The organism is Butyricimonas sp. (assembly GCF_019423355.1).
Classification (GTDB): Bacteria; Bacteroidota; Bacteroidia; order Bacteroidales; family Marinifilaceae; genus Butyricimonas; species Butyricimonas faecihominis.
The window spans coordinates 49145-74509 of record NZ_JAHZBP010000005.1 but is presented as its reverse complement, the minus strand read 5'-3'; the positions used below and the strand labels follow the sequence as shown (position 1 = coordinate 74509).

27 protein-coding genes are annotated in these 25365 nt (G+C 42.7%); 15 read left to right on the top strand and 12 right to left on the bottom strand.

Going from position 1 to position 25365, the window contains the following annotated elements; genetic code table 11:
* Positions 1-83: 83 nt before the first annotated feature.
* On the top strand, positions 84-1358 hold the full coding sequence (locus QVC79_RS08295; RefSeq protein ID WP_124318172.1) for a bifunctional folylpolyglutamate synthase/dihydrofolate synthase: 1275 nt from the start codon (positions 84-86) through the stop codon (positions 1356-1358).
* Positions 1359-1439: 81 nt separating this feature from the next.
* On the opposite strand, the gene QVC79_RS08290 is transcribed toward QVC79_RS08295, so the two are convergent.
* A complete protein-coding gene (locus tag QVC79_RS08290) occupies positions 1440-1865 on the bottom strand; it encodes an META domain-containing protein (RefSeq protein ID WP_221230316.1) in 426 nt (141 codons plus the stop codon).
* A gap of 280 nt (positions 1866-2145) precedes the next feature.
* Between QVC79_RS08290 and QVC79_RS08285 the strand changes: the two genes are divergently transcribed.
* The 6 genes from QVC79_RS08285 to nqrF all read left to right on the top strand — a co-directional run bounded on the left by QVC79_RS08285 (position 2146) and on the right by nqrF (position 8234).
* Positions 2146-3501: a Na(+)-translocating NADH-quinone reductase subunit A gene (locus QVC79_RS08285; RefSeq protein WP_270593349.1), complete on the top strand. Its 1356-nt coding sequence runs from the start codon at positions 2146-2148 to the stop codon at positions 3499-3501.
* 89 nt (positions 3502-3590) lie between these two features.
* The gene (locus QVC79_RS08280; RefSeq protein WP_124318442.1) at positions 3591-4745 is read left to right on the top strand and encodes an NADH:ubiquinone reductase (Na(+)-transporting) subunit B; all 1155 of its coding nucleotides are present in this window, start codon (positions 3591-3593) and stop codon (positions 4743-4745) included.
* Positions 4746-4816: 71 nt separating this feature from the next.
* Positions 4817-5590 carry an NADH:ubiquinone reductase (Na(+)-transporting) subunit C gene (gene nqrC, locus QVC79_RS08275; protein ID WP_124317244.1) on the top strand — a complete coding sequence of 258 codons (774 nt, stop codon included), beginning with the start codon at positions 4817-4819 and terminating at the stop codon, positions 5588-5590.
* Positions 5590-6234, top strand: a complete 645-nt coding sequence (locus tag QVC79_RS08270; RefSeq protein ID WP_124317243.1) for an NADH:ubiquinone reductase (Na(+)-transporting) subunit D — start codon at positions 5590-5592, stop codon at positions 6232-6234. The genes nqrC and QVC79_RS08270 overlap by 1 nt, the downstream gene beginning before the upstream one ends.
* 23 nt (positions 6235-6257) lie before the next feature.
* Positions 6258-6878, top strand: coding sequence for an NADH:ubiquinone reductase (Na(+)-transporting) subunit E (nqrE, locus tag QVC79_RS08265; protein WP_124317242.1), 621 nt, complete (start codon positions 6258-6260; stop codon positions 6876-6878).
* Between the two features lie 87 nt (positions 6879-6965).
* Complete coding sequence (gene nqrF, locus QVC79_RS08260; protein ID WP_124317241.1) at positions 6966-8234, top strand: NADH:ubiquinone reductase (Na(+)-transporting) subunit F; 1269 nt, start codon at positions 6966-6968, stop codon at positions 8232-8234.
* Positions 8235-8288: 54 nt separating this feature from the next.
* Here the strand turns inward: nqrF and QVC79_RS08255 are convergent, their stop codons facing one another.
* Together QVC79_RS08255 and QVC79_RS08250 are read right to left on the bottom strand one after the other, a co-directional pair.
* Entirely contained in the window at positions 8289-10166 is a 1878-nt protein-coding gene (locus QVC79_RS08255; RefSeq protein WP_270593343.1) for a DUF3413 domain-containing protein, read from the bottom strand.
* A gap of 214 nt (positions 10167-10380) precedes the next feature.
* Positions 10381-10875, bottom strand: coding sequence for a hypothetical protein (locus QVC79_RS08250; protein ID WP_124317239.1), 495 nt, complete (start codon positions 10873-10875; stop codon positions 10381-10383).
* Positions 10876-11030: 155 nt separating this feature from the next.
* Here QVC79_RS08250 and glyA point away from each other — a divergent pair, with 155 nt between their 5' ends.
* A complete protein-coding gene (gene glyA / locus QVC79_RS08245; protein WP_270593341.1) occupies positions 11031-12311 on the top strand; it encodes a serine hydroxymethyltransferase in 1281 nt (426 codons plus the stop codon).
* A 302-nt stretch (positions 12312-12613) separates the two neighbouring features.
* Here glyA and QVC79_RS08240 read toward each other — a convergent pair whose 3' ends face one another.
* From QVC79_RS08240 to QVC79_RS08230, 3 genes are read right to left on the bottom strand one after another with little or no spacing between them, the layout of a single operon-like run.
* Positions 12614-13234 carry a hypothetical protein gene (locus QVC79_RS08240; protein WP_270593339.1) on the bottom strand — a complete coding sequence of 207 codons (621 nt, stop codon included), beginning with the start codon at positions 13232-13234 and terminating at the stop codon, positions 12614-12616.
* 10 nt (positions 13235-13244) lie between these two features.
* On the bottom strand, positions 13245-14198 hold the full coding sequence (locus QVC79_RS08235) for an NAD-dependent epimerase/dehydratase family protein (RefSeq protein WP_270593338.1): 954 nt from the start codon (positions 14196-14198) through the stop codon (positions 13245-13247).
* Positions 14195-14722 (bottom strand): GNAT family N-acetyltransferase, encoded by a 528-nt coding sequence (locus QVC79_RS08230; protein WP_270593337.1) that lies wholly within the window; start codon positions 14720-14722, stop codon positions 14195-14197. The genes QVC79_RS08235 and QVC79_RS08230 overlap by 4 nt, the downstream gene beginning before the upstream one ends.
* A gap of 274 nt (positions 14723-14996) precedes the next feature.
* On the opposite strand from QVC79_RS08230, the gene QVC79_RS08225 reads away from it, so the two are divergent.
* Together QVC79_RS08225 and QVC79_RS08220 are read left to right on the top strand one after the other, a co-directional pair.
* Complete coding sequence (locus QVC79_RS08225) at positions 14997-15371, top strand: hypothetical protein (protein ID WP_270593335.1); 375 nt, start codon at positions 14997-14999, stop codon at positions 15369-15371.
* Between the two features lie 134 nt (positions 15372-15505).
* Positions 15506-15814 (top strand): hypothetical protein, encoded by a 309-nt coding sequence (locus tag QVC79_RS08220; protein WP_027201130.1) that lies wholly within the window; start codon positions 15506-15508, stop codon positions 15812-15814.
* Between the two features lie 64 nt (positions 15815-15878).
* On the opposite strand, the gene def is transcribed toward QVC79_RS08220, so the two are convergent.
* The 6 genes from def to QVC79_RS08190 all read right to left on the bottom strand — a co-directional run bounded on the left by def (position 15879) and on the right by QVC79_RS08190 (position 19462).
* A complete protein-coding gene (gene def, locus QVC79_RS08215) occupies positions 15879-16478 on the bottom strand; it encodes a peptide deformylase (RefSeq protein WP_221230315.1) in 600 nt (199 codons plus the stop codon).
* On the bottom strand, positions 16475-17842 hold the full coding sequence (locus QVC79_RS08210) for an MATE family efflux transporter (RefSeq protein ID WP_270593332.1): 1368 nt from the start codon (positions 17840-17842) through the stop codon (positions 16475-16477). The genes def and QVC79_RS08210 overlap by 4 nt, the downstream gene beginning before the upstream one ends.
* Before the next feature lie 257 nt (positions 17843-18099).
* A complete protein-coding gene (locus QVC79_RS08205) occupies positions 18100-18435 on the bottom strand; it encodes a hypothetical protein (RefSeq protein WP_270593331.1) in 336 nt (111 codons plus the stop codon).
* Positions 18377-18790 (bottom strand): phage holin family protein, encoded by a 414-nt coding sequence (locus QVC79_RS08200; protein ID WP_027201127.1) that lies wholly within the window; start codon positions 18788-18790, stop codon positions 18377-18379. Before QVC79_RS08200 ends, QVC79_RS08205 begins: the two co-directional genes overlap by 59 nt.
* Before the next feature lie 6 nt (positions 18791-18796).
* Positions 18797-19060, bottom strand: coding sequence for a YtxH domain-containing protein (locus QVC79_RS08195; RefSeq protein WP_124318049.1), 264 nt, complete (start codon positions 19058-19060; stop codon positions 18797-18799).
* Between the two features lie 114 nt (positions 19061-19174).
* Positions 19175-19462: a putative quinol monooxygenase gene (locus QVC79_RS08190; RefSeq protein WP_270593330.1), complete on the bottom strand. Its 288-nt coding sequence runs from the start codon at positions 19460-19462 to the stop codon at positions 19175-19177.
* A gap of 144 nt (positions 19463-19606) precedes the next feature.
* Between QVC79_RS08190 and QVC79_RS08185 the strand changes: the two genes are divergently transcribed.
* From QVC79_RS08185 to QVC79_RS08165, 5 genes are all read left to right on the top strand, one after another.
* Complete coding sequence (locus QVC79_RS08185; RefSeq protein ID WP_270593328.1) at positions 19607-20278, top strand: superoxide dismutase; 672 nt, start codon at positions 19607-19609, stop codon at positions 20276-20278.
* Positions 20279-20363: 85 nt separating this feature from the next.
* Positions 20364-20900: an HD domain-containing protein gene (locus QVC79_RS08180; RefSeq protein WP_124318335.1), complete on the top strand. Its 537-nt coding sequence runs from the start codon at positions 20364-20366 to the stop codon at positions 20898-20900.
* A gap of 28 nt (positions 20901-20928) precedes the next feature.
* Complete coding sequence (locus QVC79_RS08175; protein WP_270593327.1) at positions 20929-22329, top strand: alanine/glycine:cation symporter family protein; 1401 nt, start codon at positions 20929-20931, stop codon at positions 22327-22329.
* 135 nt (positions 22330-22464) lie between these two features.
* Entirely contained in the window at positions 22465-23721 is a 1257-nt protein-coding gene (locus tag QVC79_RS08170; protein WP_124317931.1) for a DEAD/DEAH box helicase, read from the top strand.
* A gap of 28 nt (positions 23722-23749) precedes the next feature.
* The gene (locus QVC79_RS08165; protein ID WP_270593326.1) at positions 23750-25249 is read left to right on the top strand and encodes a potassium/proton antiporter; all 1500 of its coding nucleotides are present in this window, start codon (positions 23750-23752) and stop codon (positions 25247-25249) included.
* Positions 25250-25365: the final 116 nt, after the last annotated feature.

The following is a 25365-nucleotide window of genomic DNA, read 5'->3' as shown; positions in this document are numbered from 1 at the left end:
AAAGCCTGAACTCACACCCACCGTATATTTTTACTATTTTTGCCCGCTCAATAGAATGAACCAGTTTATTTAAAAGAATATACATGAACTACAAGGAAACATTAGAATGGTTGTTTGCCCAACTTCCCATGTATCAAAGAGAAGGTAAGGCCGCGTACAAAGCCAATCTGGACAACACGTTAAAACTGGATGAACACTTCGGTTCTCCGCACAAACAATTCAAGACCATCCACGTGGGGGGTACAAACGGTAAGGGTTCGGTGTCTCACATGCTAGCCTCCATATTACAGGAAGCCGGGTATAAAACCGGACTATACACGTCACCGCACTTGAAAGATTTCCGCGAACGTATCAAAATAAACGGGGAGATGATCACGGAACAATACGTGATCAATTTCGTGGAAGAGAATAAATCCCTTTTCGCCGGGATCAAACCGTCCTTCTTCGAGATGACAGTGGCCATGGCCTTTCAATATTTCGCAGACCAGCAAGTTGATATTGCTGTTATCGAAGTCGGACTTGGCGGACGACTGGACTCCACGAATATCATTACCCCTCTGGCCTCGGTGATCACGAATATTTCATTCGATCACATGGCCCTTCTCGGTGACACGCTTGAAAAAATCGCACACGAAAAAGCGGGGATTATCAAACCCGGTGTTCCCGCGATCATCGGAACGAAAGACCCTGCCAGTGATTTTGTCTTCATTGAAAAAGCAAAAGAGTGTGAAACCACCCTTGAATTTGCATCCGAAAACTGGCAAGTAACACGGGATAATGAAAACGCCTACCGGCTGGAAAACAAAAACGGGATCGTGTTTGTCCCCGTGCAAGCAGACTTGAAAGGACTTTATCAACGAAAAAACATTCCGGCCGTTCTGGAAACGGTTCTAAGCTTAAGAAACAATGGTTTACATATCTCCGATCAAAACATATATAACGGCATAGCCAACACGATTCGCAACACGGGATTACTTGGACGTTGGCAAGAATTATCACAAACGCCCTATACGGTATGCGACACCGGACACAACATCGATGGACTGACCGAGATTGTCGCCCAATTAAAAACCTGCACGTATGAAAAACTCCATTTCGTGATCGGTATGGTAAACGACAAGGACGTGGACAGCGTGTTGCACATCCTGCCAAAAGACGCTATTTATTATTTCTGCAAAGCATCCATACCCAGAGCCATGGATGAGAAAACTTTAGCCGAGAAAGCCCGGGCAAATCATCTCCACGGGGAAACCTTCCCGACAGTTGCAGCTGCTTATCAAGCCGCTCGTGAAGCCGCCAGCAACCGGGATATGATATACATCGGGGGAAGCACTTTTGTCGTCGCGGAAGTGGTTTAAAAAAACTTATAAACTAAAGAGTGTCAAAACAAATTTTGACACTCTTTTTACTACACGAAAAATCAAACTATAAACTTTGTCTTATTCCTTTTTAGGAGTTTCTTTTTGCGCTTTAAATACCGCAATCACGTTATTACTATCTTTCAACGTCAACTTATCATTCTTTATGATAAAACTCTTCGTATCTTCCAGAACCTTGAAAAAACTTGTTTCAATATCCATATCAGGGCAAGCCATCTTGGTTGCTCCCATACCGCTAAAAGTTAATTGCGACTCGTTTTGTTCGTAAACTCCAAAAAAGCGATTACATCCCGCCCTTCCAAATACTTTCTTATCACTGCTTTCAAGCGTGATGAACACCTCGCTCCCACCTTCCTTGAACTTAATCTCTTTCCCGTTCAAACTCTCCGCAACCCATTTCACCCCGGTCAGAGAAACGCTCTCCTTTGCCGACTTGCACGAAGTCATCCATATTGCTAATACACAATAAAAAAATATTCCTTTCATAATTCAATCACCATTTTGGATAATTAGTACTCATTAGTTTTCTCATTCTTTTCTACAAATACCATGCCAAAAGGGAATTTCATCAATAAACCTCACCTCATTCAAACATTCATTTATTTGAAAAATCAAGCAGTAAAAAAAAACATCTAAAGGGATGAATTAACTTTTGAATTACTGAATAAATTCAATAATTGATTATATATTTGCACGTGTTTTTAAAATAAACAATTACAGGGTGAATTAGAAATAATTATCTACATATCAAAAACATAATAGAACAATGTCCAAGGTTATAAAACTGAAAAAAGGCCTTGATATCAAGTTAAAAGGAGAAGCCGAAAATCTGGTGAAAAACATCGAGAGATGTGATTCTTATGCGGTAAAACCGACAGATTTCCGTCTACTTACTCCCAAACTTGCAGTAAAGGCAGGCGATCAAGTGAAAGCGGGTGACGTGTTGTTTATCGACAAGTACAGACCTGAAGTCAAATTCACATCACCTGTTAGCGGTACAGTCGAAACCGTAAACAGAGGAGAAAGAAGGAAATTGCTGGAGGTCGTGGTTAAAGCGGATGCCCAAATCCAATACAAGGATTTCGGGGCAGCAGACGTGAACAAACTTTCCAGAGACGAAATCATCGAAAAATTACTTGACAGCGGTGTTTGGCCCATGATCAAACAACGTCCGTACGACATCATCGCTACCCCGGCTGATATGCCGAAGGCGATATTCGTGTCCGGTTTTGATTCCGCTCCTCTCGCTCCGGATTTCGACATTACTCTTGCAGACGAGCTAACCGCACTCCAATCCGGAATCGATTGCTTAAAAAAATTATGCGGTAAAAACGTGAATTTGAACTTGAAAGAAGGGACGCCTTCAACATCCGTGTTCGCCAAGTTGAAAAACGTGGATGTGAATTATTTTGCGGGACCACACCCGGCAGGAAATGCAGGAATCCAGATTCACCATCTGAACCCGATCAACAAAGGGGAAATCGTTTGGGTGGTAAACGCAATGGATCTTGCCATTATCGGACGATTATTCACTTCCGGAAAATTCGACGCTCGCAAGACGATCGCTCTCGCAGGTTCGGAAGTTGAAAAGCCTGCTTACTACAAAACCATTCTGGGGGCAAAAATCGGTTGTATCGTGAACGGAAAACTGAAGAATCAAGTTCATCAACGCATTATTTCCGGTAACGTACTCACGGGCTACAAAGTAACTGAAGAAAACTATCTCGGATACTATAATAATATGGTAACCGTTATTCCTGAGGGTGATAATTACGAATTTTTGGGTTGGGCAACTCCCGGTTTCAACAAATTCTCCATATCAAAAACTTTCCCCTCTTTCTTATGCCCGAACAAGAAGTACACTCTTGATGCCAACTATCACGGGGAAGAAAGAGCCTTCGTGGTGACCGGACAATACGAGAAAGTTCTTCCCATGGACATCCTTCCCGTTTACCTGCTAAAAGCGGTACTGGCTGAGGACCTGGACAAGATGGAACAACTCGGTATGTACGAGGTTGCCCCGGAAGATATGGCTTTATGCGAGTTCGTTTGTACCTCTAAAACTCCGGTACAGGAAATACTGGACAAAGGTATAGAGTTAATGATAAAAGAACTAAGCTAATTTTAAATTGCAAATTTTAAATTGTCAATTCCTTGATGGGACACGATTCAAAATTTAAAATCTAAAATCTAAAATTTAAAATTATAAAGATGAATTTTTTACGCAACTATCTAGATAAGCAAAAGCCAAAATTTGAAAAGGGAGGCAAACTATACAAGTTGCATTCCGTTTTCACGGGTTTTGAGTCTTTTCTTTTCGTGCCTAACCGCACGACATCTTCAGGCTGTAATATCCGGGACGCAATTGATCTGAAAAGAACCATGATCATTGTCGTGATGGCCTTGATTCCGGCCCTTTTATTCGGTATTTATAATGTGGGATACCAGCATTTCAATGCTATGGGTACTCTGGCCGATACCGGCTTCTTCGAGTTATTCTTCTATGGACTGTGGAGAGTGTTACCCATGATCGTCGTTTCCTACGTGGTCGGATTGGGTATTGAGTTTGCTGCAGCACAAATCAGGGGACACGAGATCAACGAGGGATTCCTCGTATCCGGTTTATTAATCCCAATGATTATGCCGATTAACGCACCCCTTTGGATGGTGGGAGTTTCCACCGCCTTCGCTGTGATTATCGGTAAAGAAATCTTCGGTGGTACAGGAATGAACATCTGGAACCCGGCCTTATTAGCCCGTGCGTTCTTCTTCTTCTCCTACCCTTCCATGATTTCGGGGGATAAAGTATGGATCGCCGGAATGCCCGACGGGTTCTCGCAAGCAACCCCGCTTGCCGAGGCTGCCCAAGGCCTGCCCACGACCTATGATATGTCTTCCATGTTCTGGGGATTGATCCCGGGATCCGTGGGTGAGACATCAACCTTCTGTATATTGCTCGGAGCCATCTTGTTAATTGCCACCGGAATCGGGAGCTGGAAAATCATGCTTTCCACCTTCATCGGAGGTTACTGCATGGCTTTATTACTGAACTACACGTTACCCGCAACCAACCCGTACGCGGCAATCACCCCGATTACTCATTTAATCATGGGAGGTTTTGCTTTCGGAGCCGTATTCATGGCAACAGACCCTGTAACATCGGCACAAACGGAAAGAGGGAAATGGATATACGGTTTCATTTTAGGAGTCATGGCCATCCTCATTCGTACGCTTAACCCCGGTTACCCGGAAGGTATGATGCTAGCCATCCTGTTAATGAACACCTTTGCTCCGCTTATTGACTGGTTTGTCGTTCAAGGTAACATCAAGCGCAGACTGAAAAGAGCTAAACAATTTCAGATTTAAGATTTCATGATTTCAGATTACCTAAAAACAATCGTAAATCATAAATCGTAAATCACTAAATCTTTAATGAGATGAACAAACAAGGAAATACATATACCTTTATCTATTCCATCGTTTTGGTTGTCGTAGTTGCAGCCATTCTGGCGATAGTGTCTCTTTCACTAAAGCCATACCAAGATGAGAATATTGAGAACGAGAAGAGACAAAACATTCTGAGTTCTGTAAATGTTAGTTCTACCCCGGAAACTTCGGCTGAATTGTTCAACAAAATCATCACAAAACAATTCATTCTGAACTACAAGGGTGAGGCTATCGAAGGAAACGCTTTCGCCGTGGACATCCCGACCGAAGGTAAGAAACTTCAGAAAGCAATGAAAAACCCCGAACTTCAAAAAGCGTTAAAGGACGGAAAATTGCTTTCAGAAACAATCAAAGATGACAAAGCATTAGCGGACATTAAATTCCCTGTATTCGTGGCCGACATTGACGGAGCCACCAAATACATCCTGCCGACATACGGGGTTGGACTTTGGGGTCCGGTATGGGGTTATATTTCTTTAAATGAGGACAAAAATACCGTTTACGGGGTTCTGTTCGACCACAAAGGAGAAACTCCCGGACTTGGAGCCGAGATCACCCAACCGTTTTTCCAGAAGCAATTCAGCGGAAAGACCGTTTTTGAAAACTCCTCTTTAAAAGCCATCACGGTGAAGAAAGGCGGTAACGCAACCGGAGTACACGAAGTTGACGGAATCTCCGGGGGTACCATCACGTCAAAAGCAGTTGAGACGATGATCGCCGACTACTTAAAATGTTACGAACAATTCTTAAAACAAATACAATAATGAGCGATAAAGAAACATTATTTTCAGCTAAGAACCGAGAGTTGTTGCTCGGTCCCTTGAGCAAAAATAACCCCGTTCTGGTACAGATTCTGGGTATATGTTCTGCTCTCGCCGTAACCGCGAAAATGGAACCGGCCATCGTGATGGCTCTTTCGGTTACAGCCGTAACGGCATTCTCTAACGTGATTCTTTCGCTACTGAGGAATACAATCCCGACACGTATACGTATCATCGTGCAGTTGGTCGTGGTTGCTGCATTGGTAATCATCGTCGATCAGGTACTGAAAGCATTCGCCTACGAGGTAAGTAAACAGTTATCCGTGTTCGTCGGGTTGATCATCACGAACTGTATCATCATGGGACGTATCGAGGCTTTCGCCTTGGGTAACAAACCGTGGCCTTCATTACTGGACGGTATCGGTAACGGTCTCGGATACGGGTTAGTCCTCGTGATCGTAGCTTTCTTCCGTGAATTACTGGGGTCCGGAACTTTGTTCGGGGTAAAAGTAATCCCACAAATATTCTACGATTGGGGTTATCAAAACAACGGTTTAATGATTCTTCCCCCGATGGCATTGATGCTGGTGGGGCTGATCATTTGGGTTCACCGTTCCAAGAACAAGGATTTAATAGAACAGAAATAGTCAACTAAAAGTGAAATAACGATATGGAAAATCTATTAAATATATTTGTACGGTCCGTATTCATTGACAACATGATCTTTGCTTACTTCTTGGGTATGTGTTCATACCTTGCTGTATCAAAGACCGTGAAAACATCATTCGGATTAGGTATTGCCGTCGTGTTCGTGTTATTAATCACCGTCCCGGTAAACTACTTGCTGGATAACTTCGTGCTAAAAGCTGGAGCTTTAAGCTGGTTACTGGGTGAAAGTGCGGCAAACATCGATTTAAGTTTCTTGAGTTTCATCATGTTCATCGCAGTTATCGCCGCTATCGTGCAACTCGTGGAAATGGTCGTTGAGAAATTTGCCCCCGCACTTTACAACCAGTTAGGAATCTTTCTTCCGTTGATCGCGGTAAACTGCGCCATCATGGGAGCATCCCTGTTCATGCAAGAAAGAGGATACGCTAACATTGGAGAGGCAACGGCTTTCGGTTTGGGTTCAGGTATCGGTTGGATGCTCGCCATCGTGGGTATTGCCGCTATTCGTGAGAAACTGAAATATTCAAATATCCCCGCCCCGCTTAGAGGTATCGGTATTACCTTTATCGTGACCGGATTGATGGCTATTTCATTCATGAGTTTCTTGGGAATTAACCTGTAAAATAATTTTAAATTGTAAATTTTAGATTGTAAATTTCTCTGGAGTCCTCAATTTAAAATTTAAAATCATAAAATCTAAAATTAAAAAATGATGTTATTAGCAATAAATACAACAATTGTCATGTCAGGGGTCATCGTGTTCCTCATCGTAACACTGATTCTCGTGGGCATGCTTTTGTTCGCCAAGGCCAAACTGACTCCCAAAGGAGAGGTGAAAGTTGACATTAATCATGGCGAAAAGGAATTGGTAACCGAACCGGGGTCCACGCTGTTGGCCACCCTTGGAAACAACAAAATCTTCCTCCCCTCGGCTTGTGGAGGTAAAGGTTCATGCGGTATGTGTCGTTGTCAGGTTGAATCCGGAGCAGGGTCTATCCTACCAACAGAAACGGGATTCTTCTCCTACAAACAACAACACGACAACTGGCGCTTGGCTTGTCAGGTAAAAGTGAAAGAGAATATCGAGATGCACATTCCGGAAGAAGTTCTCGGAATCAAGAAATGGGAGTGCGAAGTGGTTTCCAACAGAAATATCTCTACTTTCTTGAAAGAATTCGTGGTAAAATTACCAGAAGGCGAAAACCTGAAATTCAAATCCGGAGGATATATCCAGATTGACGTGCCTGCAATCGACGTTGACTTCAAGACGTTCGATATTGACGAGAAGTACAAGGCTGACTGGGAACGCATGAAAATGTTCGATCTTAAAATGCACAACCCGGAAGCAACCTACCGTGCTTACTCCATGGCCAACTCCCCGGCAGAAGGTAACATTATCATGTTGAACATTCGTATCGCGACTCCCCCGTTTGACAAAGCTATCGGTGGTTTTGCCAACGTGAATCCCGGTATCTGTTCTTCTTACATCTTCTCTCGCAAGCCGGGAGATAAGGTAAGTATTTCCGGACCTTACGGAGAGTTCTTCTTGAGAGACACGAACAACGAGATGATGTTCATCGGTGGTGGTGCCGGTATGGCCCCCATGCGTTCACACATCTTTAACCTCTTCCACACGATGCATACCAATCGTAAAGTTACCTTCTGGTACGGTGCGCGTGCTTTGCAAGAGGCTCCTTACGTGGACGAGTTCAACAAGATTCAAGAAGAGAACCCGAACTTCCACTGGACGCTGGCTCTCGACAGACCGGATCCCGTGGCTGACGCAGCCGGAGTGGCTTACAAACCGGGTTTCGTTCATCAGGTAATCTTCGAGAATTATTTGAAGAATCATGAAAACCCGGAAGATATTGAATACTACCTCTGCGGTCCTCCCATGATGATCTCGGCAGTAACCAAAATGCTGTACGACCTTGGAGTTCCGGATGAAAACGTAATGTACGATAACTTCGGAGGATAATCAAAATAAAAAAAGCTGCTTTTACAAGCAGCTTTTTTTATTTCAAATGACAAATTACTTTTTCAAAAACATATTCTTAAATTCAATCGCTTCAAGCAGTAATCCCGAATTTACTTGATTCCGGGGAAGACGATTCAACAGAGAATCCGTCATCTGGATGTTCCCGGCCACCTTCTTCTCGTAGATCACGTTATCCATGATAAAAGCATAATTCTGCGGATCCCCGGCCAGATGAAAAGGCGGGCGTTCAGGATCAAACAAATCCCTTCCCATGGAATAATCTTCCGCCGGATTCTTCACTCCCAGCACCCGTTTCATTAAAGTCGGTGTCACGTCATAATGAGATGTCCTGTGCGAGTACACACCGGGAGTATTTCCCGGATAGTACAGGATAAACGGAACATGCACCTGTGCGTTCGAGAAATCACTTCCATGCCCCCAGAAATTCTTTTTATTCTCGTTAAACTCTTGCCCGTGGTCCCCGGTAATGACAATCACGGAATTATCCAACAACCCGTTCGCCTCCAGTTTATTCACCACCTTTCCCACAAGCGAATCGACATAATAGGCACAATTTCGATACAGGTTAAAGAATGGTTCCGGATCCAGATTATTATTTAAAGCCAAATAATTGGCATAATCCCACGAAGGCTGAAATTTCTTACGATAGGGAGCCGGAATATCTATCGCGTGCAACAAATCGTAGAACACGAACGAAAAGAAAGGTTGATCCACTTCTTTTCGTTCATCCAGATAATTCAGAAAATCTTCCGTGATCCTGTTATCCCGGTCAAACGGAGTTGCCCCCGGTGTTTCCTTGCGAATATCTTTCACGTTCCCGAAGACGATGCGATAAAAAGGAGGATTAACAAGCGTCGCACTGGCGAACGTCTCTATATCATACCCATTTTCCAGTAAGTTCTCGATAAATAAAGGTTGTACTCCCGTACGTTCAAAATCTTGCCAGTACGTCGCGGAAATACCGAAAAACAAACCGAATATCCCACCCCGCGTACCATTACTGGAACTCAGGTGACGATTGAACACCGCAGAACGATCGCCAAAAGCCCGGATGTTAGGACAACACTCCCGTGTAAAAGTCCTAAAATTCCACGAATCCAAAATAAGATAAATGATATTCAACGGTTTCACGCTATCCGTTTTTTCCAGCGGATGCAGAGGATACACGAAACCATGCCCTTTCCCCTTATCCGGGTTATTCACATACAAATCTTCCTTTTTGACCACTCCCAACTTCAACATCAAACGGTTGGCCGTCAAAGGGTAATATTGCGGTAAACAAGCCGATACTTCCGTGATCGAATTCACGTTAGCTGCCGCTGCATAAGCATGGGTTAACTGGGGTGCGATACAGGAAAACAGAAACAGATAAATCCCGATTTTCACCTGTTTCGAAGTAACATACCGGGCATATCGATAAGCAATAAAAATAACCACCAAAGTAAACAATAAAATAAGTAACCCGATAAAAACCCCGTGCAGGACCAAGGTATCATTAAACACGAATACTTGGTTTCCTCCCCCGCCAAAAGCCAGATCTAGCACGAACCCGTTAATATGGAATTTATACAACTGGAAAACAATCCCGTTCAGATAGGCCAACACGTTCAATAAAAATATAGCACAAGTAAACAGCATGGTACCGACCTTCCGCATCTGCCGCCACCACGCGAAGGGAAGATATAAAACAACCCAAGGAATCAAATTGAAAAGAAAAGCTTGTCCCAGTGCCGCTATCAAATAATAAAAACCCCCGACGAAATTCAAGGATTCCCAGTAATTACTATTCACGAGATAAATCACAAATTGAACGAGTAACAGGCAAGAGGCACACATATATAACAGAAACCCCCTCTTCAAATAATTCACTTTCCCAGCGTAAACCATTGATTTAGAATCATTAAATGTCATAAACGATTGTATTAAGAAATGATCATATAATAGTTGCAAATAAAAAGCATTAAATCGACTTTTCAATCATTTTCTTAAAAATTCATTCTCAATTATTTAATTCTTTTTCCCACCTCCTTGTGAGCAAATAAAATGGATGTCAATAAACGATCGTTTATTGACATCCATTACATCAGACAAAAACCCCTATTGATAGGAGTTTTACTTCAAAATATTAATATTTTAACTTACTATAATTCAGTCCATATAGAATAATAAACAAGAGAGCAAAGAACCCGGACATTGCCATGGAAACTATCACGGCACTGTTCCAACCGGAGTAAATCGGCATGATAAATAATTGCCCGATCTGCGCAACCGCGTACAAATAGAAACCATTCCTTTTTAGCTTGTACATCATGAAAGCTCCTATCAAACTGATCACGGCACACAAGGCTGCCAACGAGTAGATTGCTTTCCCGTGCATGATGGTAGTTTGTAACACCTCCAAGGATGAACTCAGCATGGAAGAAACCCAAGAAGGTTGCGTTTCGGTCCCGGCCATCGTCGTTATCTGTTGAATTTGAGCAACCAATCGTTCCGGTGTAAACATCGCTAATTGGAATAAATTGTTAATTAAACCCCAACCACTACCAATAAATGTCAAGATGCAAAGTACAGTTAGAAAAGTCGGTCTGACCGGTTTCTCTACGTTAAAAGGATTTTCCATAATCAAGTTAATTTTATACACAACAAACGTACACAAATATTCGAAAATTAAAAAACAAGAGATGAAAAAAAGTTGACAAATACTTTGTTTACATGCACGATTAGTATAATTTTGGCCTAGATTTATAAACGTCTATAGTATTAAAAATCTAAATAATGAAAAGAGACACTCAAATTTTCGACCTGATTGACAAAGAATGTCATCGTCAAAAAGAAGGACTTGAATTAATCGCATCTGAAAACTTCGTGAGCGAGCAAGTAATGCAGGCTATGGGATCTTGCCTGACCAATAAATATGCAGAGGGATACCCCGGGGCCCGTTATTACGGTGGTTGCCAAATCGTTGACCAGACGGAACAACTGGCTATCGACCGGGCTTGCCAGCTATTCGGTGCCGAATTTGCTAACGTGCAACCGCATTCCGGCGCACAAGCTAACGCTGCCGTGTTCTTTGCTTGCATGAAACCCGGCGACACGTTCTTAGGTCTTGACTTGGCTCATGGCGGTCACCTTTCACACGGATCACCCGTGAACCTTTCCGGTATTAACTATCACCCGGTAGCTTACCACGTGAAAGAAGAAACCGGGATGGTTGACTATGACGAGATGGAACAACTGGCTTTGGAACACAAACCGAAATTAATCGTGTCTGGAGCATCCGCTTATTCTCGCGATTGGGATTACAAACGTATGCGCGAAATCGCTGATAAAGTAGGTGCTTTGCTAATGTGCGATATGTCTCACCCTGCCGGATTGATTGCCAAAGGTTTGTTGAACAACCCGATGGAATATTGCCACATCGTGACAACCACCACTCACAAAACCCTTCGCGGACCTCGTGGGGGTATGATCCTTCTTCCGAAAGATTTCCCGAATCCTTGGGGATTGAAAACTCCGAAGGGAGAGATCAAGATGATGTCACAAGTGATCAACTTTGCCGTGTTCCCGGGCCAACAAGGTGGACCGCTTGAACACGTGATTGCCGCTAAAGCTGTTGCTTTCGGCGAGGCATTGTCTGACGAGTACTCGGAATACGCAAAACAAATGTTAGCAAACGCCAGAGCGATGGCCAAAGCATTCGTGGACAAAGGTTATAAAGTGGTTTCCGGCGGTACCGACAACCATTCCATGTTGATTGACCTGAGAACCAAATTCCCGGAATTAACTGGTAAGAAAGCTGAAAACACGCTTGTTAAAGCTGACATCACAATCAACAAGAACATGGTTCCATTTGATACCCGCACCCCGTTCTCTACTTCAGGTCTTCGTGTAGGAACTCCAGCAATCACCACTCGTGGTTTGAAAGAGGAGCATATGCCTATCATCGTGGACATGATCGACAGAGTATTGAGCGCCCCGGACGATGAAGCCGTGATCGCACAAGTAAAGAAAGAAGTAAACGCCATGATGAGTGACAGACCTATGTTCGCTTGGTAATAAGACTTTCTAAATATACAAAGAGACCGCAACATGGATTGCGGTCTTTTTTTATTTGTTAATTAGTATTTAGTCTATCACGAGATTTCACGGTAATCTTGCATTTGGATCTCACTATATCTCAAGGTAAATACACCGGTATCCCACCTATGTCTCGCTAAGAGGTTAACGATAGGTTAACGATAGATTAACGATAGGTCAACGATACGGGGAATTAATTTGTTCCTGACATCATGTTCTCATACAATCATCATATTAACGAGACTACGGCAAGACACGGGCGAAATAGACTGTCAATACCACTACTTCCCACCTCGTTCTTTTTTTACCTTCCGGGAATTCTTTTTTATATCCTTCAGCCCTTTTTTCATCGCATTATATAATAATGTACCAGCCGAACGAGCAAACACAACTTGCTCGTCTCCCGCATCCAGTGTCACGGATGCTATTATTCGCTGAAAATAAATCCGGGCTCCCAAGAAGACATCATACACGGCAATACAGACTTCCGACTCGCTCTTCTGGTAAGAAAGTGGTCCCCCGGGATAAATCAAATCACTGACCTCATTACGCACTTTTCGAGCCGTGGCAGTCACCACATACTTGTAATCCGTTGTTTTCTTCAACGTCTCCATCACTTCGGGAGACAACTCGAAAGAGAGCTTGTCATGAGACAAGTATTTCAAGGATATATCATTCAAAAAATAAATAGAATCCCCTCCCATCTTTTTCAATTCCTTTAATAGATCACGTGTCAACCCTTCCCTGTACATGAGAGGTAACTGAGTTTCCACGTTCGTCACCAACCATTTGCCAGTCGTGAAATCCAAACTTTTCGGGGACTCATATAAATGCATATAACTGGGAGTAGCACACGAAACAGCCATCACCACTAAAATCAATAAAACGCCGTACTTTATCATGATTCTTATTTCATAGTGTTTCCAATCCTTCTCTGAAATTCTTGTATTTCAAACGAGGTAATAGCTCCTCCCTCATCCGGGAAGTATCACCGTAATATGACACTCGCCCAATCCGGATAAAATCGATAGTTAACGGGCTTCTAACCCCGAACAGTCGGGAAACCAACTCGAACACTCGTGCCGCTGTGTTAATCATCCATAAAGGCATTCGCCAAGGCCTACACGTGTGCCAGTATTTTGTAGCCTCGTCCAAGAATTCTTGCAAGGTCTGAATACCCTCATCCCCAACATGATAAATTCCACGTACCCCTTCATTCATGATTGCCGCCCTCGTCGCCTCCAAAAAGTCATCCGTGGAGATCAAATGAATACAAGTAGGCTTTCTCCAAACTCCCAGCAGGGCATGACGAGAAAACCAACGGGCCGCATCAATCATCAAGATCCCTTTCCCGTAAACCATCCCGACTCTTAAAGCGACAGGTTCAAAACCTCTTCGCTCCCCATACTCGAATAGTAACCTTTCCTCTTCCAAGCGAGTCCGGGCATGCATCGAAATAGGATTTCCGTCCAATCTTCCCCTAGCGGGATGATCCGGGGTTGTCTCACCCTCCACGTGCGGGAAACTAATTAAAATAACCCGCTTTACCCCTTTTTGAACGGCCACATCCAATAAATTTTTAAAATATAGGGTATTTGTCGTCTTTAAAAACTTTTCCGGATTATGCTTGAAAAGCACCCCGGCAAAATGAACGATAGTATCGACCCCATTCAAAGCATCCCTCAAACTCTCCCGCACAGCAAGATCCGCCCGGAACACGTTCACATTATCTTTCGTCTTTAATTCCTGACTTACATCTTTACAATGAACGAGAAGATGCAACAACATCTCGTCTTTCAACAAATGACGGGCGAGCAATCCTCCCAAATTTCCCGCGGCGCCGGTGATCAACACTCGCTTTTTCATACCTCACGCTTTACTAAATCATAATAATACATATCTATCACCCGTCCGTTTTTAATCGCTGCATCACGCAAAATAGCCTGTCTGGTAAAACCAACTTTTTCCAACACTTTCATCGAGGCAGGATTATACTCGTAAACAGAGGCAAACAAACGAATAATTCCGGTTTCCCGAAACACGTAATCAACCAGCAACGCAACAGCCTCGCCCATTATTCCCCGCCCCCAATAGTCCTCACCCAGCCAATAACCGACCTCCGCACTAAGACGCTCCACATCAGTCAAGGGTACGATCCCTACCCCACCCACGGCCTCTCCCACTACCTCTATGGCAAAATTTTGGACATAAGGCTGGGCTTGTACCATCCGGATATACTTATCGGCATCCAACATTGTATACGGGTATGGAAGTCCATCCCGCACGTTATTCCATATTTTCACGTTATTAATATGTTTCGCTAACGAGTCTATATCCGTCAACTTCCACTCCCGTAACCTAAAATTTTCCTGTTTACTTCTTATTTCCATTAAGTCCGCTTTATAATGCAATCCAAATTTCAAAATTATTTATTATTCTATATCTTTTTTCAACGTCTATCGTAAAAAAGATTATAAATGAGTAATAAATCCACATAAATTGTAGAATAATGGGGTATATAAAATGTTAATTTGTAACCTTTTCGAAACAAAAAAACAATTTCCGGTAGTAAAAATACTTATTTTTATATAGATCGATAGAAAAAAAGAAGAAAAACATTGCAAATGCAATTTATATTCTTTAAATTTGAAACAAACACTAAGTATGATAAGATTCATATTGCATAGTATTCTTATTCTTGTGGTAACACAACTCAGTAATGTTGCCATGGGACTGATCATGACTGAATCTCAACATACGGCAGTGACCTACCAACTAGCACAATTACATGACTCCATAAACAAGGGACAAAGCCTTGATTTTCAGAGTCAATATCCCAGCCCGTTAATTCGGACTTCACTTGTCAGCATGACAAGATCAGAGTTACCCTGCCGGGTTCGAGTGATGCTGGACGGAGTCTACAAACAGGCAAATGAAAGTCTTACCATTAACAAGGAAACAGATCACACGGGAATACACGAAGTATTCATATCGCACCCCAAGCGATATTTCCATGAACTCTGTTTGTTAATTATTTAAAACTTCTCGAAAATATGGCACGTATCTTGTACTAATACAAGATGTTTACACGATTAAGTGTTATCCTTTGATATAAAAAACAGAGCAACGCTGGGAACGTTGTATATATATATACACACACACAACACAAGAAGATGAAAACAACTTTATTCAGTAAGAACCGGGACGAGAAAAATTACGAGTTATTTTTCGAATCAGATGAATTGCACCGGGTGCAATATCTATTAGAAACCAAACAATTCGGGGAACTCTCCGAATTACAAAGTTCAGAAGACGAGGACACGGGTATTAAATTGAAACTCTCATTAGCTGAACGCGGAAAACTGGTGACGGCACAACTCTTCGAGTACATCATGTCAGCTTACGAGGCTGTATCACCGATCATGACTTTCCGTAATAAAGAGGCTGTGGCTCTTTCAGGAGCCGTAACGCTCGACGAATAGACATTTTTTTAATAAACGGGTTCCCGAAAATCGAGAACCCGTTTATTATTTATATCCTTAAAACTTACAGAAGATAATCTGTGTACAGGATTCCATTCAAATGATCGATCTCATGTTGAAAAATACGGGCTGTAAATTCTCTCACCGTATCTTGTCTCCACTCGAAAGAAAGTTCATCCCGATAGCGCACGATAATCTCTTTAGACCGATATACCGCCCCCGTCCGATCCGGGATCGACAAGCAACCTTCCTCTCCTAAAACTGAATCTTGAGAAAAATAAACGATTTCCGGGTTCACGTAAAATTCAAAAGGCTCTCCCACTTTATCCAAACGCTGCACGGCAACTAATTGACGTGATATACCGACTTGAGGAGCCGCAATACCCACTCCCTCGTTCAAAGAATCCCTCACGGTAGCAAGCATACGTGACCTTAAAACACGAAAAGTTTCCGTCTCGATATCTTCTTTCCCGAATTCCTTTGCCTGTAAACGCAAAAACAATGAATCGGCCCGGTCTGTGACAAGAAACAGGGGCATGATTCCCGCCTCTTCCGAATGCCCGATACGTTCCCGTTCCTCCCCGGTAAAAAAATCGGATTTTTTGTCACACGCCCCAAAACATAACCCTACCCACACGCCAAGTAATAATTTAACTATTTTCATTCCACTATTTTATTGGTTTTAAACAAAAGCCCTTTTCTGACAAAATACATGAACGTACCTATCGTGGTCATGAAAGAAATAAAATCTGCCATAGGCATACTACTCCACACGCCTGTAATTCCCCAGAAACGAGGCAATATTAACAAAAACGGTATCAAAAATAGTAATTGTCGGGAAAGAGACAAAAATATGGAGACTTTAGCTTTCCCGATAGATTGAAAAAAGTTCGTGATAATAATCTGGCATCCCGCAAGAGGAAACATCAGGCAAGTCACTCGTAAGCCGAATTTAGATAATTCCATCAACTCGTGATTATCCGTGAACATCCCCACGATAGCCGAAGGGAATAGCTGACTTAATAAAAAACCGAATGTCATGATCGAAACCCCGGCAATCAAAGCGTAACGTAAAGTCTTACGCACCCGGTCAAAAAGAAGTGCCCCGTAATTAAACCCAATTACCGGCTGCATCCCCTGTGTCACCCCGATCTCAATCATGATAAACAAGGTCAGTACCCGGTTTACTATTCCGTAGGCTCCGATAGCCAAGTCACCGCCATAGCGCATAAAACTGTTATTCAATATAATGACCACCGAACTGGCACACACGTTCATCAAGAAAGGTGACATCCCGATGGAAAAAATGCTCATGATTATTCGACCTCGCAATTTAAATATCCCCGGCTTAAAACGTATCGTCGTGTTCTTGTTCAGGTAGTGACTCACGATCCAGATTAAACCGATCGACTGGGAGATTACCGTGGCCAATGCCGCTCCCCGGATTCCCCAATCCAAATGAAAAATAAATATCGGAGCCAAAATAATATTGGCAAACACGGTCAGTAAAGAACTTAACATAGCCTTCTTTGGGTACCCCGTGGCTCGCATCACGTTATTCAGACCGATAAAAGTAAAAGCTATCGGATTCCCCATCAAGATAACCTGCATAAAATCCCGGGCATAAGGTAAAGTCGCCGGACTAGCCCCGAAGAAATGCAAGATCGGATCTAGGAATATCAAGGTCAATCCCCCGAAACAAAATCCATTAATCATGCATAACAACAACACGTTCCCCAAGACAGAATTTGTTTTCTCCGTGTCTTTCTGCCCAAGATAAATCGAACTGATTGTCGCACCCCCGATGCCCACCAAAGTCGAAAAAGCAATAATCAGGTTCATCAAGGGAAAAGTGATCGCTAAACCCGATATAGCTAACGGCCCCACGCCATGCCCGATAAAAACGCTATCAATAATATTATACAATGACGTTACCGTCATCCCGATGATTGCAGGGATTGAATACTGTAACAATAACTTGCCGACTGGCTTTGTCTCCAAAACCTGCGATGCATTAATACTCGACATAACTCTTTATCCTCCTTCTATTAAAATAAAACACCTCTTGATGGAATGGCCGTGATTGACCCACTATTTTCAGAAATATAACCCGAATAGAGGACACAAAGATACAAAAACTCGTCGTTTATTTTAGATTTTAGATTCTAAATTTTAGATTCCAGCCACACAAGGCCTTATTAATTTTAGATTTTAGATTCCAACCGCACAAGGCCAACGCTTTTTGATTTCATTCTAAATTTTAAACTCTAAATTTTAAACTTTTATCATTTGGGGCGTTTTTTAAACAAATTACCAACTCGCCCCAATCCCCAACGCAAAAGGATTGGCAAAGCGGCCTCCCACAACAAGGGCGAAATATTTTTAAACATCATTCCCAACATCGGGATTTGTCCTTCCGCCTCTTCTCCCCCGTCATTCTTCCCGTTTTCTCTTCGTTTAGAAAAAAACAAAGAAGAAATCCCGGCAAACAAAATCCGCCCGGAATGATCATGTATGAACTTAAAATCCTCGTTTATTTTCTGTTCCTGCACCCGGCAACTCTCACGCACCCGGCGCTGTTCCGCCATCAACATGTCCAGCGGGGTCGGTTGTCTCCTCATTATCCTTTTCATCCTTACTCATCATTGCTGTTATAATCTCGTTCATCACCTTGGACGTGATCTTTCTCTTGAAAAACATCGTTATACCGAACAACAACAGGTACATCCCAACCACCAACACGAATCCCAAAGCCATGCTACCCAATAATTCTCCCAAGAAAAAACCTAACGCCAAGAACAAAAATAAAATGGCAAAAAAAGCCAATAAAACCAAAACAATACCATACGAAAAGACTGCCATTGTCTTAGCAACCCTTTCGTATGTATTCAATTTTAATAGCTCTAGCCTCAATTCCACGTAAGTTGAAATATCCTCTTTCAACTCAGCGAACGTCTTCTCGGCAATATTCTCCATAAGCTATTACTTCGTTTCCGTAGCTGTCTTCCCCGCAACCTTTTCAGCTACATGATTGACATCCTCGGTCACGTGTTCTTTCACGTTTTCGGCCTTGTTTTTTGCTTTTGAATAAACCTCCTTCACCTCTTCCTTCACTTTAGACACGGCATGATCGAATTCTTCCGCTAATTTTTTACGATTATCAGCTACCATTAAATAACCGACAGCAACTCCTACAACAGCGCCAATACCTAGCCCTATCAATAGATTTGAAGTTTCATGTTTCATATTCTTTAATTTTTATGTTCGTACCTAATTTAACGAACTGAAACATGAAAAGGTTCTCTTTTTAGTGATTTTTTTACGAATATTTTTAACGAGTGATAAAATGTCTTCTTGCGCTTATGGAAGCATATCCGTAAATTTCTGGCTACACATTTCCGTTGCCAGCTCCCGCACTCGCGGAATAATCCTCACGAAATGGTCGCTTTCTTTATGAATAGCCAACAAAGCTTCATTTTCCCATGTCTCCACGATCATCAACACGTTATTCAAACGACTATTTTCAAATATTTCGTACCCGATACACCCCTTTTCTTGTCTTGACAATTCAGACATCTCACGCAAAAGTTCCATGACCTGAGCGCGAACCTCACTCTTCACCTCTATTGTAACATTTATCCTGATCATATACTCAAATTTTGAAATTGCACATTTGTTCCCCACCGCTCTCTTTCATAAAAACGGTCAAAATTATAAAAGTTATAGGACTTTTTAATAACCAAAATGTACTTTTATTCGTAAATGACATAAACTTTAAAAGAAAAATAGAAGATGAAAACAAAACAAGCATTCAAAAAGATATGGATAGTTGCCCTTCTCGTCACGACAAGCGGGGCATTGTGGGCTCAACAACAAACAACAAAAGAGAAATTTTCCCTCCCGCCTTTACCTTACGAAACAAATGCCCTAGCACCCGTTATCAGTGAAACCACCATAAAACTACATCATGGTAAACATCTGAAAACCTACATTGATAACCTGAATAAATTGATCGTGGGGACACCATTCGAGAACTGTGATCTTGAAACCATCGTCAAGAACTCCACCGGAGCGATATTTAACAACGCAGCACAAGCGCTGAACCATATCATCTATTTCAATTCGTTCTCTCCGAAAGCAGAACATACCCCATCAGGAGCGCTACTTGCTGCCATAGAAAAAGAATGGGGTTCATTCGATAATTTCAAAAAGGAGTTCTCGGCTGCCACCACCTCGTTATTCGGGTCCGGATGGGTATGGCTCGCAAAGGACAAAAAAGGGAAACTATACATTTTCTCCGAGAGCAACGCCGGGAACCCAATTACCAAAGGTTACACTCCGATACTAGGGATCGACGTTTGGGAACACGCTTATTACCTTGATTACCAGAATCGCCGTCCGGAACACATCGAAAAATTATGGACAATTATAGACTGGAGAACCGTCGGGGCTCGTTACAAATAACCCGGAATATTTATAATAAACCAGTCATGACATTTTCACGAGCAAACATCTATATTTGCAAGTTTAAAAAAAAGAACAAATAATGATAAACCCATTAGATATTATTCGTAAATATTACACGTTGGATTCCCTCGCCGGGCAATCCCTCCTCATACATAGCCAACTTGTTCGAGATAAAGCACAATCACTGGCTATCCGACATCCCGAAATGGATCTGGACATTCCCTTCATTCAAGAGGCTGCCATGCTCCACGACATCGGGATTTTTCTCACGAAGGCCCCGGACATCGGTTGTTTCGGAGAACATCCCTACATCTGCCACGGTTATCTGGGAGCCGATCTACTCCGCGAGGAAGGCCTTCCTCGCCATGCTCTAGTATGTGAACGACACACGGGAGCCGGCATATCACTTGAAATGATCAAGGAGAATCATTTACCTTTACCCCAACGAGATATGCTCCCCGTTACGCTTGAAGAAAAACTAATCGCTTTTGCCGATAAATTTTATTCGAAAACCAATTTAACCCGGGAAAAGAAACTAGGCAAAATCCGAGCAGAAATGGCCTTTTACGGCGAAGAAACAGCCGCCCGTTTCGAGGAATGGTGTGAACTTTTTCTTTAAACTCGTAATTTAAATACGTAATGCGGTTATGGAAAATTTAAACAACTGGATTATAGTAACCAATGATTTTATCTGGACCTATATATTAATAGCCCTGCTCATCTGTATCGGGGTCTACTTTACCTTCAAGAGTAGATTCGTACAATTCCGGAATATCCGGGAAATGTTCCGGCTGCTCGGTGACGGAATAGCAAGCGGGAACCACAAGAACTCGGTTTCTTCTTTTCAAGCATTTTGCATTGCAACCGCTTCGCGAGTTGGTACAGGTAATCTAGCGGGTGTGGCTACAGCTCTAGCCTTGGGAGGACCGGGAGCTATATTTTGGATGTGGCTTATAGCGCTTATCGGTTCTGCCTCTGCCTTCATCGAATCCACATTAGCCCAAATATATAAAGTTAAAGGAGACCGCTCGTTCATCGGGGGACCCGCCTTTTACATGGAAAAAGGTTTGAAAAAACGATGGTTAGGTATTCTTTTTGCAGTCATCATTACCATCACCTTCGGACTTGTATTCAACTCGGTACAGGCAAATACCGTTACCTTGGCATTTCATGAAGTCTTCGGTACAAGCCGTGTCTGGCTGGGAATCATTCTAACCCTGTTCACCCTACTGGTCATATTCGGTGGAATTCACCGGATCGCCGTTATATCCGGGATTATCGTCCCCCTCATGGCTATCGCATACATTCTACTTGCCGCTTTCATCCTGTTCACGCATCTCGGAACATTACCCCATGTCATTGGTTCTATTTTTACGAACGCATTCGGATTCGAACAATTCGCAAGCGGGGGTTTAGGAGCCGTCATCATGCAAGGTGTCCGGCGAGGACTTTTCTCAAATGAAGCGGGTATGGGGTCTGCCCCAAATGCTGCCGCAACGGCAACCGTCTCTCACCCGGTGAAACAAGGATTAATCCAAGCACTCAGTGTTTTCACCGACACGCTGATCATTTGTAGCTGCACAGCACTCATTATCCTACTTTCGGACGTTCCGCTAGACGGCTCGGTGAAAGGAATCCATCTGACACAAATGGCCCTGTCTCACCAGATCGGAAGCGTGGGAGGACAATTTATCGCTATTTGTATACTTCTGTTTGCTTTCAGTTCCATCGTGGGTAACTATTCATACTGTGAAACAAACTTATTTTTCATATCCAAGAATAAAACCTATTTACAACTTTACCGAATTATCGTGGGGGGAATGGTCATGTTCGGATCAATCGCCGCCCTAGATCTCGTGTGGAATATTGCCGATCTATTCATGGCAATCATGGCTATAACCAACTTGATCGCAATCGTATTACTGGGTAAAATCGCCTTGAAAGCATTACAGGACTACAACCGTCAACGCCGTATCAGGAAGAAAAATATCATATTCAAGTCCTCGTTCATCCCGGAATTAAAAGATTCCACGAGTGAATGGGAATAAAATATTTTTTTTAACTTTGCAACAAACAGAAGGGATTGACACGATGATAGATTTATGTGTAATTTTCTCCTGCCGCTGTACTTTAAAACAGGAAAAAGGCAGCATTAAAAATAAAGAATAGTAGAGATATAAAAGATGAGATTTGACGAGCTGGAACTAGAGGATTCATTGTTGCAAGGATTAGATGCCATGAATTTTCAGGAAACAACCCCTATACAAGAATTAACGATCCCTGTTATCTTAGAGGGAAAAGATTTAATCGCCTGCGCACAGACAGGCACTGGAAAAACAGCCGCTTACACCCTTCCGATTTTAAATCGATTAATCAAAGAAGAGAACCGATCGGATACGGTAAAAGCTGTGATCATGGCTCCCACCCGGGAATTAGCCCAACAAATAGATGTACAATTCGAGGGATTTTCTTATTTTCTCCCTGTTTCGACAGTAGTCGTCTATGGGGGTGGTGACGGAAGTTTATGGGATCAACAGAAAAAAGCATTGCGTCTGGGTGCGGATGTTGCCATCGCAACACCGGGACGGTTGATCGCGCATCTGCAACATAGCGATGTGGACCTTTCGCAAGTAAAATACTTTATCCTTGACGAGGCCGACCGGATGCTGGATATGGGATTTTTTGACGACATCATGCAAATCGTGAACAAACTGCCCAAAGACCGACAAACCATACTCTTCTCGGCCACGATGCCCCCGAAGATACGGCAGTTAGCCCAAAACGTACTTCGAGACCCGGTAGAAATCAACGTGGCGGTATCCAAACCCAACGAAGCCATCATGCAAGCCGCCTACATCTGCCACGAAAGCCAGAAAATGGGTATCATTGAAGAACTTTTCAGCAAACCGGTCTTACACAAAACGCTAATCTTCGCCTCTTCCAAACAAAAAGTAAAAGACCTCGCCTTCACCTTAAAACGTAAAAAATTCAATGTAGCAGCCATGCACTCCGACTTGGAGCAGTCAGAACGGGAATCTGTTATGATGGATTTTAAAAATAATAAAATAGATATACTCGTTGCCACCGACATCGTATCCCGTGGTATAGATATTGATGAGATTGGATTGGTAATCAACTTTGACGTTCCCCATGATCCGGAAGATTATATTCACCGTATCGGACGAACAGCGAGAGCCAGCGCAGAAGGTGTTGCCTTGACCTTTGTCTCCGGGGCGGAACAAGGAAAGTTTCATCGCATAGAGCAATTTATTGAAGAAACGATTTACAAGATACCGCTCCCCGCCTACTTGGGACCGGCACCGGAATACAATCCGAAAGCATTCGAACATGGCTCGTCAAAAGGCAGAGGACGAAAACCTAGTGGCCGTTCTTTCGTAAAAAAGAAAAACCACGCCAAGCGAGAAGGAGGCTCAAACTAGATAAATAACCCTTTAAAATTAAACACTTATGATTCTAAATGCCGGAAATATATTACTTATTGGATCTATCCTATTATTTATTAGTATCGTTGTCGGAAAAGCAGGTTTCCGTTTCGGAGTACCCGCTTTACTTCTCTTTTTGGGAGTAGGAATGCTTTTCGGAACCGACGGTTTAGGGATCGAGTTTAACAACCCGCAAACCGCTCAATTTATCGGAGTGATTGCATTAAGTATTATATTGTTTTCCGGTGGTATGGATACAAGTGCGGCAGAAATCAAACCCGTTCTGGGACAAGGCATTGTTCTCGCCACGGCCGGAGTCATGTTTACGGCCTTTCTCACGGGTTATTTTATCTATTATATCACGAATCTCGAAAATAGTTTCGTCACCCTAAATTTCACAGAATCATTGTTACTCGCCTCCGTCATGTCATCTACCGATTCCGCATCCGTGTTCTCGATCCTCCGTTCAAAACGACAAGGACTAAAAGAGAATTTACGCCCCATGCTAGAGCTGGAAAGTGGTAGTAATGACCCGATGGCCTATATGTTAACGATATTACTTATCGGAATTATCCAATCCGGAGAAAGCAGTTTAAGTAACACGATACTGCAATTCATCATGCAGATGAGCATTGGTGCCGTATCCGGTTACTTGTTAGGAAGATTGGCAGTATACTGCATCAATAAACTAAACATCAACCAATCATTATATCCCGTTCTTTTATTAGCCTTCGTGTTTTTCATTTTCTCGTTCACAGATCTGGTAAAAGGTAACGGTTATCTGGCAGTTTATTTAGCCGGCTTAGTAGTTGGAAATCACAAAGTGGTACACAAGAAGAGTCTTACCACCTTTTTCGACGGTATCACATGGTTATTCCAAATCGTGATGTTCCTCACATTAGGCCTTTTAGTAAACCCGGCTGAATTATTCCCGGTTGCGGTGTTAAGCATTCTTATCGGAGTATTCATGATTATACTGGCTCGTCCGATAAGTGTATTTTGGTGCCTTCTCCCCTTCCGGAAAATGACCACAAAAGCACGGGCATACGTTTCATGGGTCGGTTTGCGCGGAGCAGTCCCCATCATTTTTGCCACGTACCCGCTAATCGCAAACATCCAGCACGCATCATTAATATTTAACGTGGTATTCTTCATTACCATTCTTTCTTTGGTCGTACAAGGGACAACTGTCAGTTTCATGGCAAAATTACTCGGTTTGTCAACCCCTGAAGAACGTAAAAACGTCTTTAACGTCGAACTACCCGAAGAAATTAAAACCGCCATGTCCGAAATTGAAGTCATTCCTTCCATGCTGGCAAAAGGCGACAAATTAATGGATTTGGTATTACCGGATAACACGTTGGTAGCCTTGATCAAAAAGAACGATTCCTATTGCGTTCCCAAGGGAAAAACCAAACTACATACCGGAGATAAGTTACTCGTGATCACGGATGATGATGAAGCTCTCATGAAGACTTATGAAAGTCTGGGAATCACGGATTATTCAATTCAAAAAAATGCTTGATACTGGCCATACGGTAGTACATCAGAGATAAGAAAAATTACACTTTATAGGCATTTTCTATCATCTGATAAAAACTAAATATTTGTTTATCAAAACAAATTGTCGTATTATTGTGC

Coding starts and splice junctions, on each gene's coding strand:
- QVC79_RS08295 (WP_124318172.1), top strand. CDS start 84: ATGAACTACAAGGAAACATTAGAATGGTTGTTTGCCCAACTTCCCATG.
- QVC79_RS08290 (WP_221230316.1), bottom strand. CDS start 1,865: ATGAAAGGAATATTTTTTTATTGTGTATTAGCAATATGGATGACTTCG.
- QVC79_RS08285 (WP_270593349.1), top strand. CDS start 2,146: ATGTCCAAGGTTATAAAACTGAAAAAAGGCCTTGATATCAAGTTAAAA.
- QVC79_RS08280 (WP_124318442.1), top strand. CDS start 3,591: ATGAATTTTTTACGCAACTATCTAGATAAGCAAAAGCCAAAATTTGAA.
- nqrC (WP_124317244.1), top strand. CDS start 4,817: ATGAACAAACAAGGAAATACATATACCTTTATCTATTCCATCGTTTTG.
- QVC79_RS08270 (WP_124317243.1), top strand. CDS start 5,590: ATGAGCGATAAAGAAACATTATTTTCAGCTAAGAACCGAGAGTTGTTG.
- nqrE (WP_124317242.1), top strand. CDS start 6,258: ATGGAAAATCTATTAAATATATTTGTACGGTCCGTATTCATTGACAAC.
- nqrF (WP_124317241.1), top strand. CDS start 6,966: ATGATGTTATTAGCAATAAATACAACAATTGTCATGTCAGGGGTCATC.
- QVC79_RS08255 (WP_270593343.1), bottom strand. CDS start 10,166: ATGACATTTAATGATTCTAAATCAATGGTTTACGCTGGGAAAGTGAAT.
- QVC79_RS08250 (WP_124317239.1), bottom strand. CDS start 10,875: ATGGAAAATCCTTTTAACGTAGAGAAACCGGTCAGACCGACTTTTCTA.
- glyA (WP_270593341.1), top strand. CDS start 11,031: ATGAAAAGAGACACTCAAATTTTCGACCTGATTGACAAAGAATGTCAT.
- QVC79_RS08240 (WP_270593339.1), bottom strand. CDS start 13,234: ATGATAAAGTACGGCGTTTTATTGATTTTAGTGGTGATGGCTGTTTCG.
- QVC79_RS08235 (WP_270593338.1), bottom strand. CDS start 14,198: ATGAAAAAGCGAGTGTTGATCACCGGCGCCGCGGGAAATTTGGGAGGA.
- QVC79_RS08230 (WP_270593337.1), bottom strand. CDS start 14,722: ATGGAAATAAGAAGTAAACAGGAAAATTTTAGGTTACGGGAGTGGAAG.
- QVC79_RS08225 (WP_270593335.1), top strand. CDS start 14,997: ATGATAAGATTCATATTGCATAGTATTCTTATTCTTGTGGTAACACAA.
- QVC79_RS08220 (WP_027201130.1), top strand. CDS start 15,506: ATGAAAACAACTTTATTCAGTAAGAACCGGGACGAGAAAAATTACGAG.
- def (WP_221230315.1), bottom strand. CDS start 16,478: ATGAAAATAGTTAAATTATTACTTGGCGTGTGGGTAGGGTTATGTTTT.
- QVC79_RS08210 (WP_270593332.1), bottom strand. CDS start 17,842: ATGTCGAGTATTAATGCATCGCAGGTTTTGGAGACAAAGCCAGTCGGC.
- QVC79_RS08205 (WP_270593331.1), bottom strand. CDS start 18,435: ATGAGGAGACAACCGACCCCGCTGGACATGTTGATGGCGGAACAGCGC.
- QVC79_RS08200 (WP_027201127.1), bottom strand. CDS start 18,790: ATGGAGAATATTGCCGAGAAGACGTTCGCTGAGTTGAAAGAGGATATT.
- QVC79_RS08195 (WP_124318049.1), bottom strand. CDS start 19,060: ATGAAACATGAAACTTCAAATCTATTGATAGGGCTAGGTATTGGCGCT.
- QVC79_RS08190 (WP_270593330.1), bottom strand. CDS start 19,462: ATGATCAGGATAAATGTTACAATAGAGGTGAAGAGTGAGGTTCGCGCT.
- QVC79_RS08185 (WP_270593328.1), top strand. CDS start 19,607: ATGAAAACAAAACAAGCATTCAAAAAGATATGGATAGTTGCCCTTCTC.
- QVC79_RS08175 (WP_270593327.1), top strand. CDS start 20,929: ATGGAAAATTTAAACAACTGGATTATAGTAACCAATGATTTTATCTGG.
- QVC79_RS08170 (WP_124317931.1), top strand. CDS start 22,465: ATGAGATTTGACGAGCTGGAACTAGAGGATTCATTGTTGCAAGGATTA.
- QVC79_RS08165 (WP_270593326.1), top strand. CDS start 23,750: ATGATTCTAAATGCCGGAAATATATTACTTATTGGATCTATCCTATTA.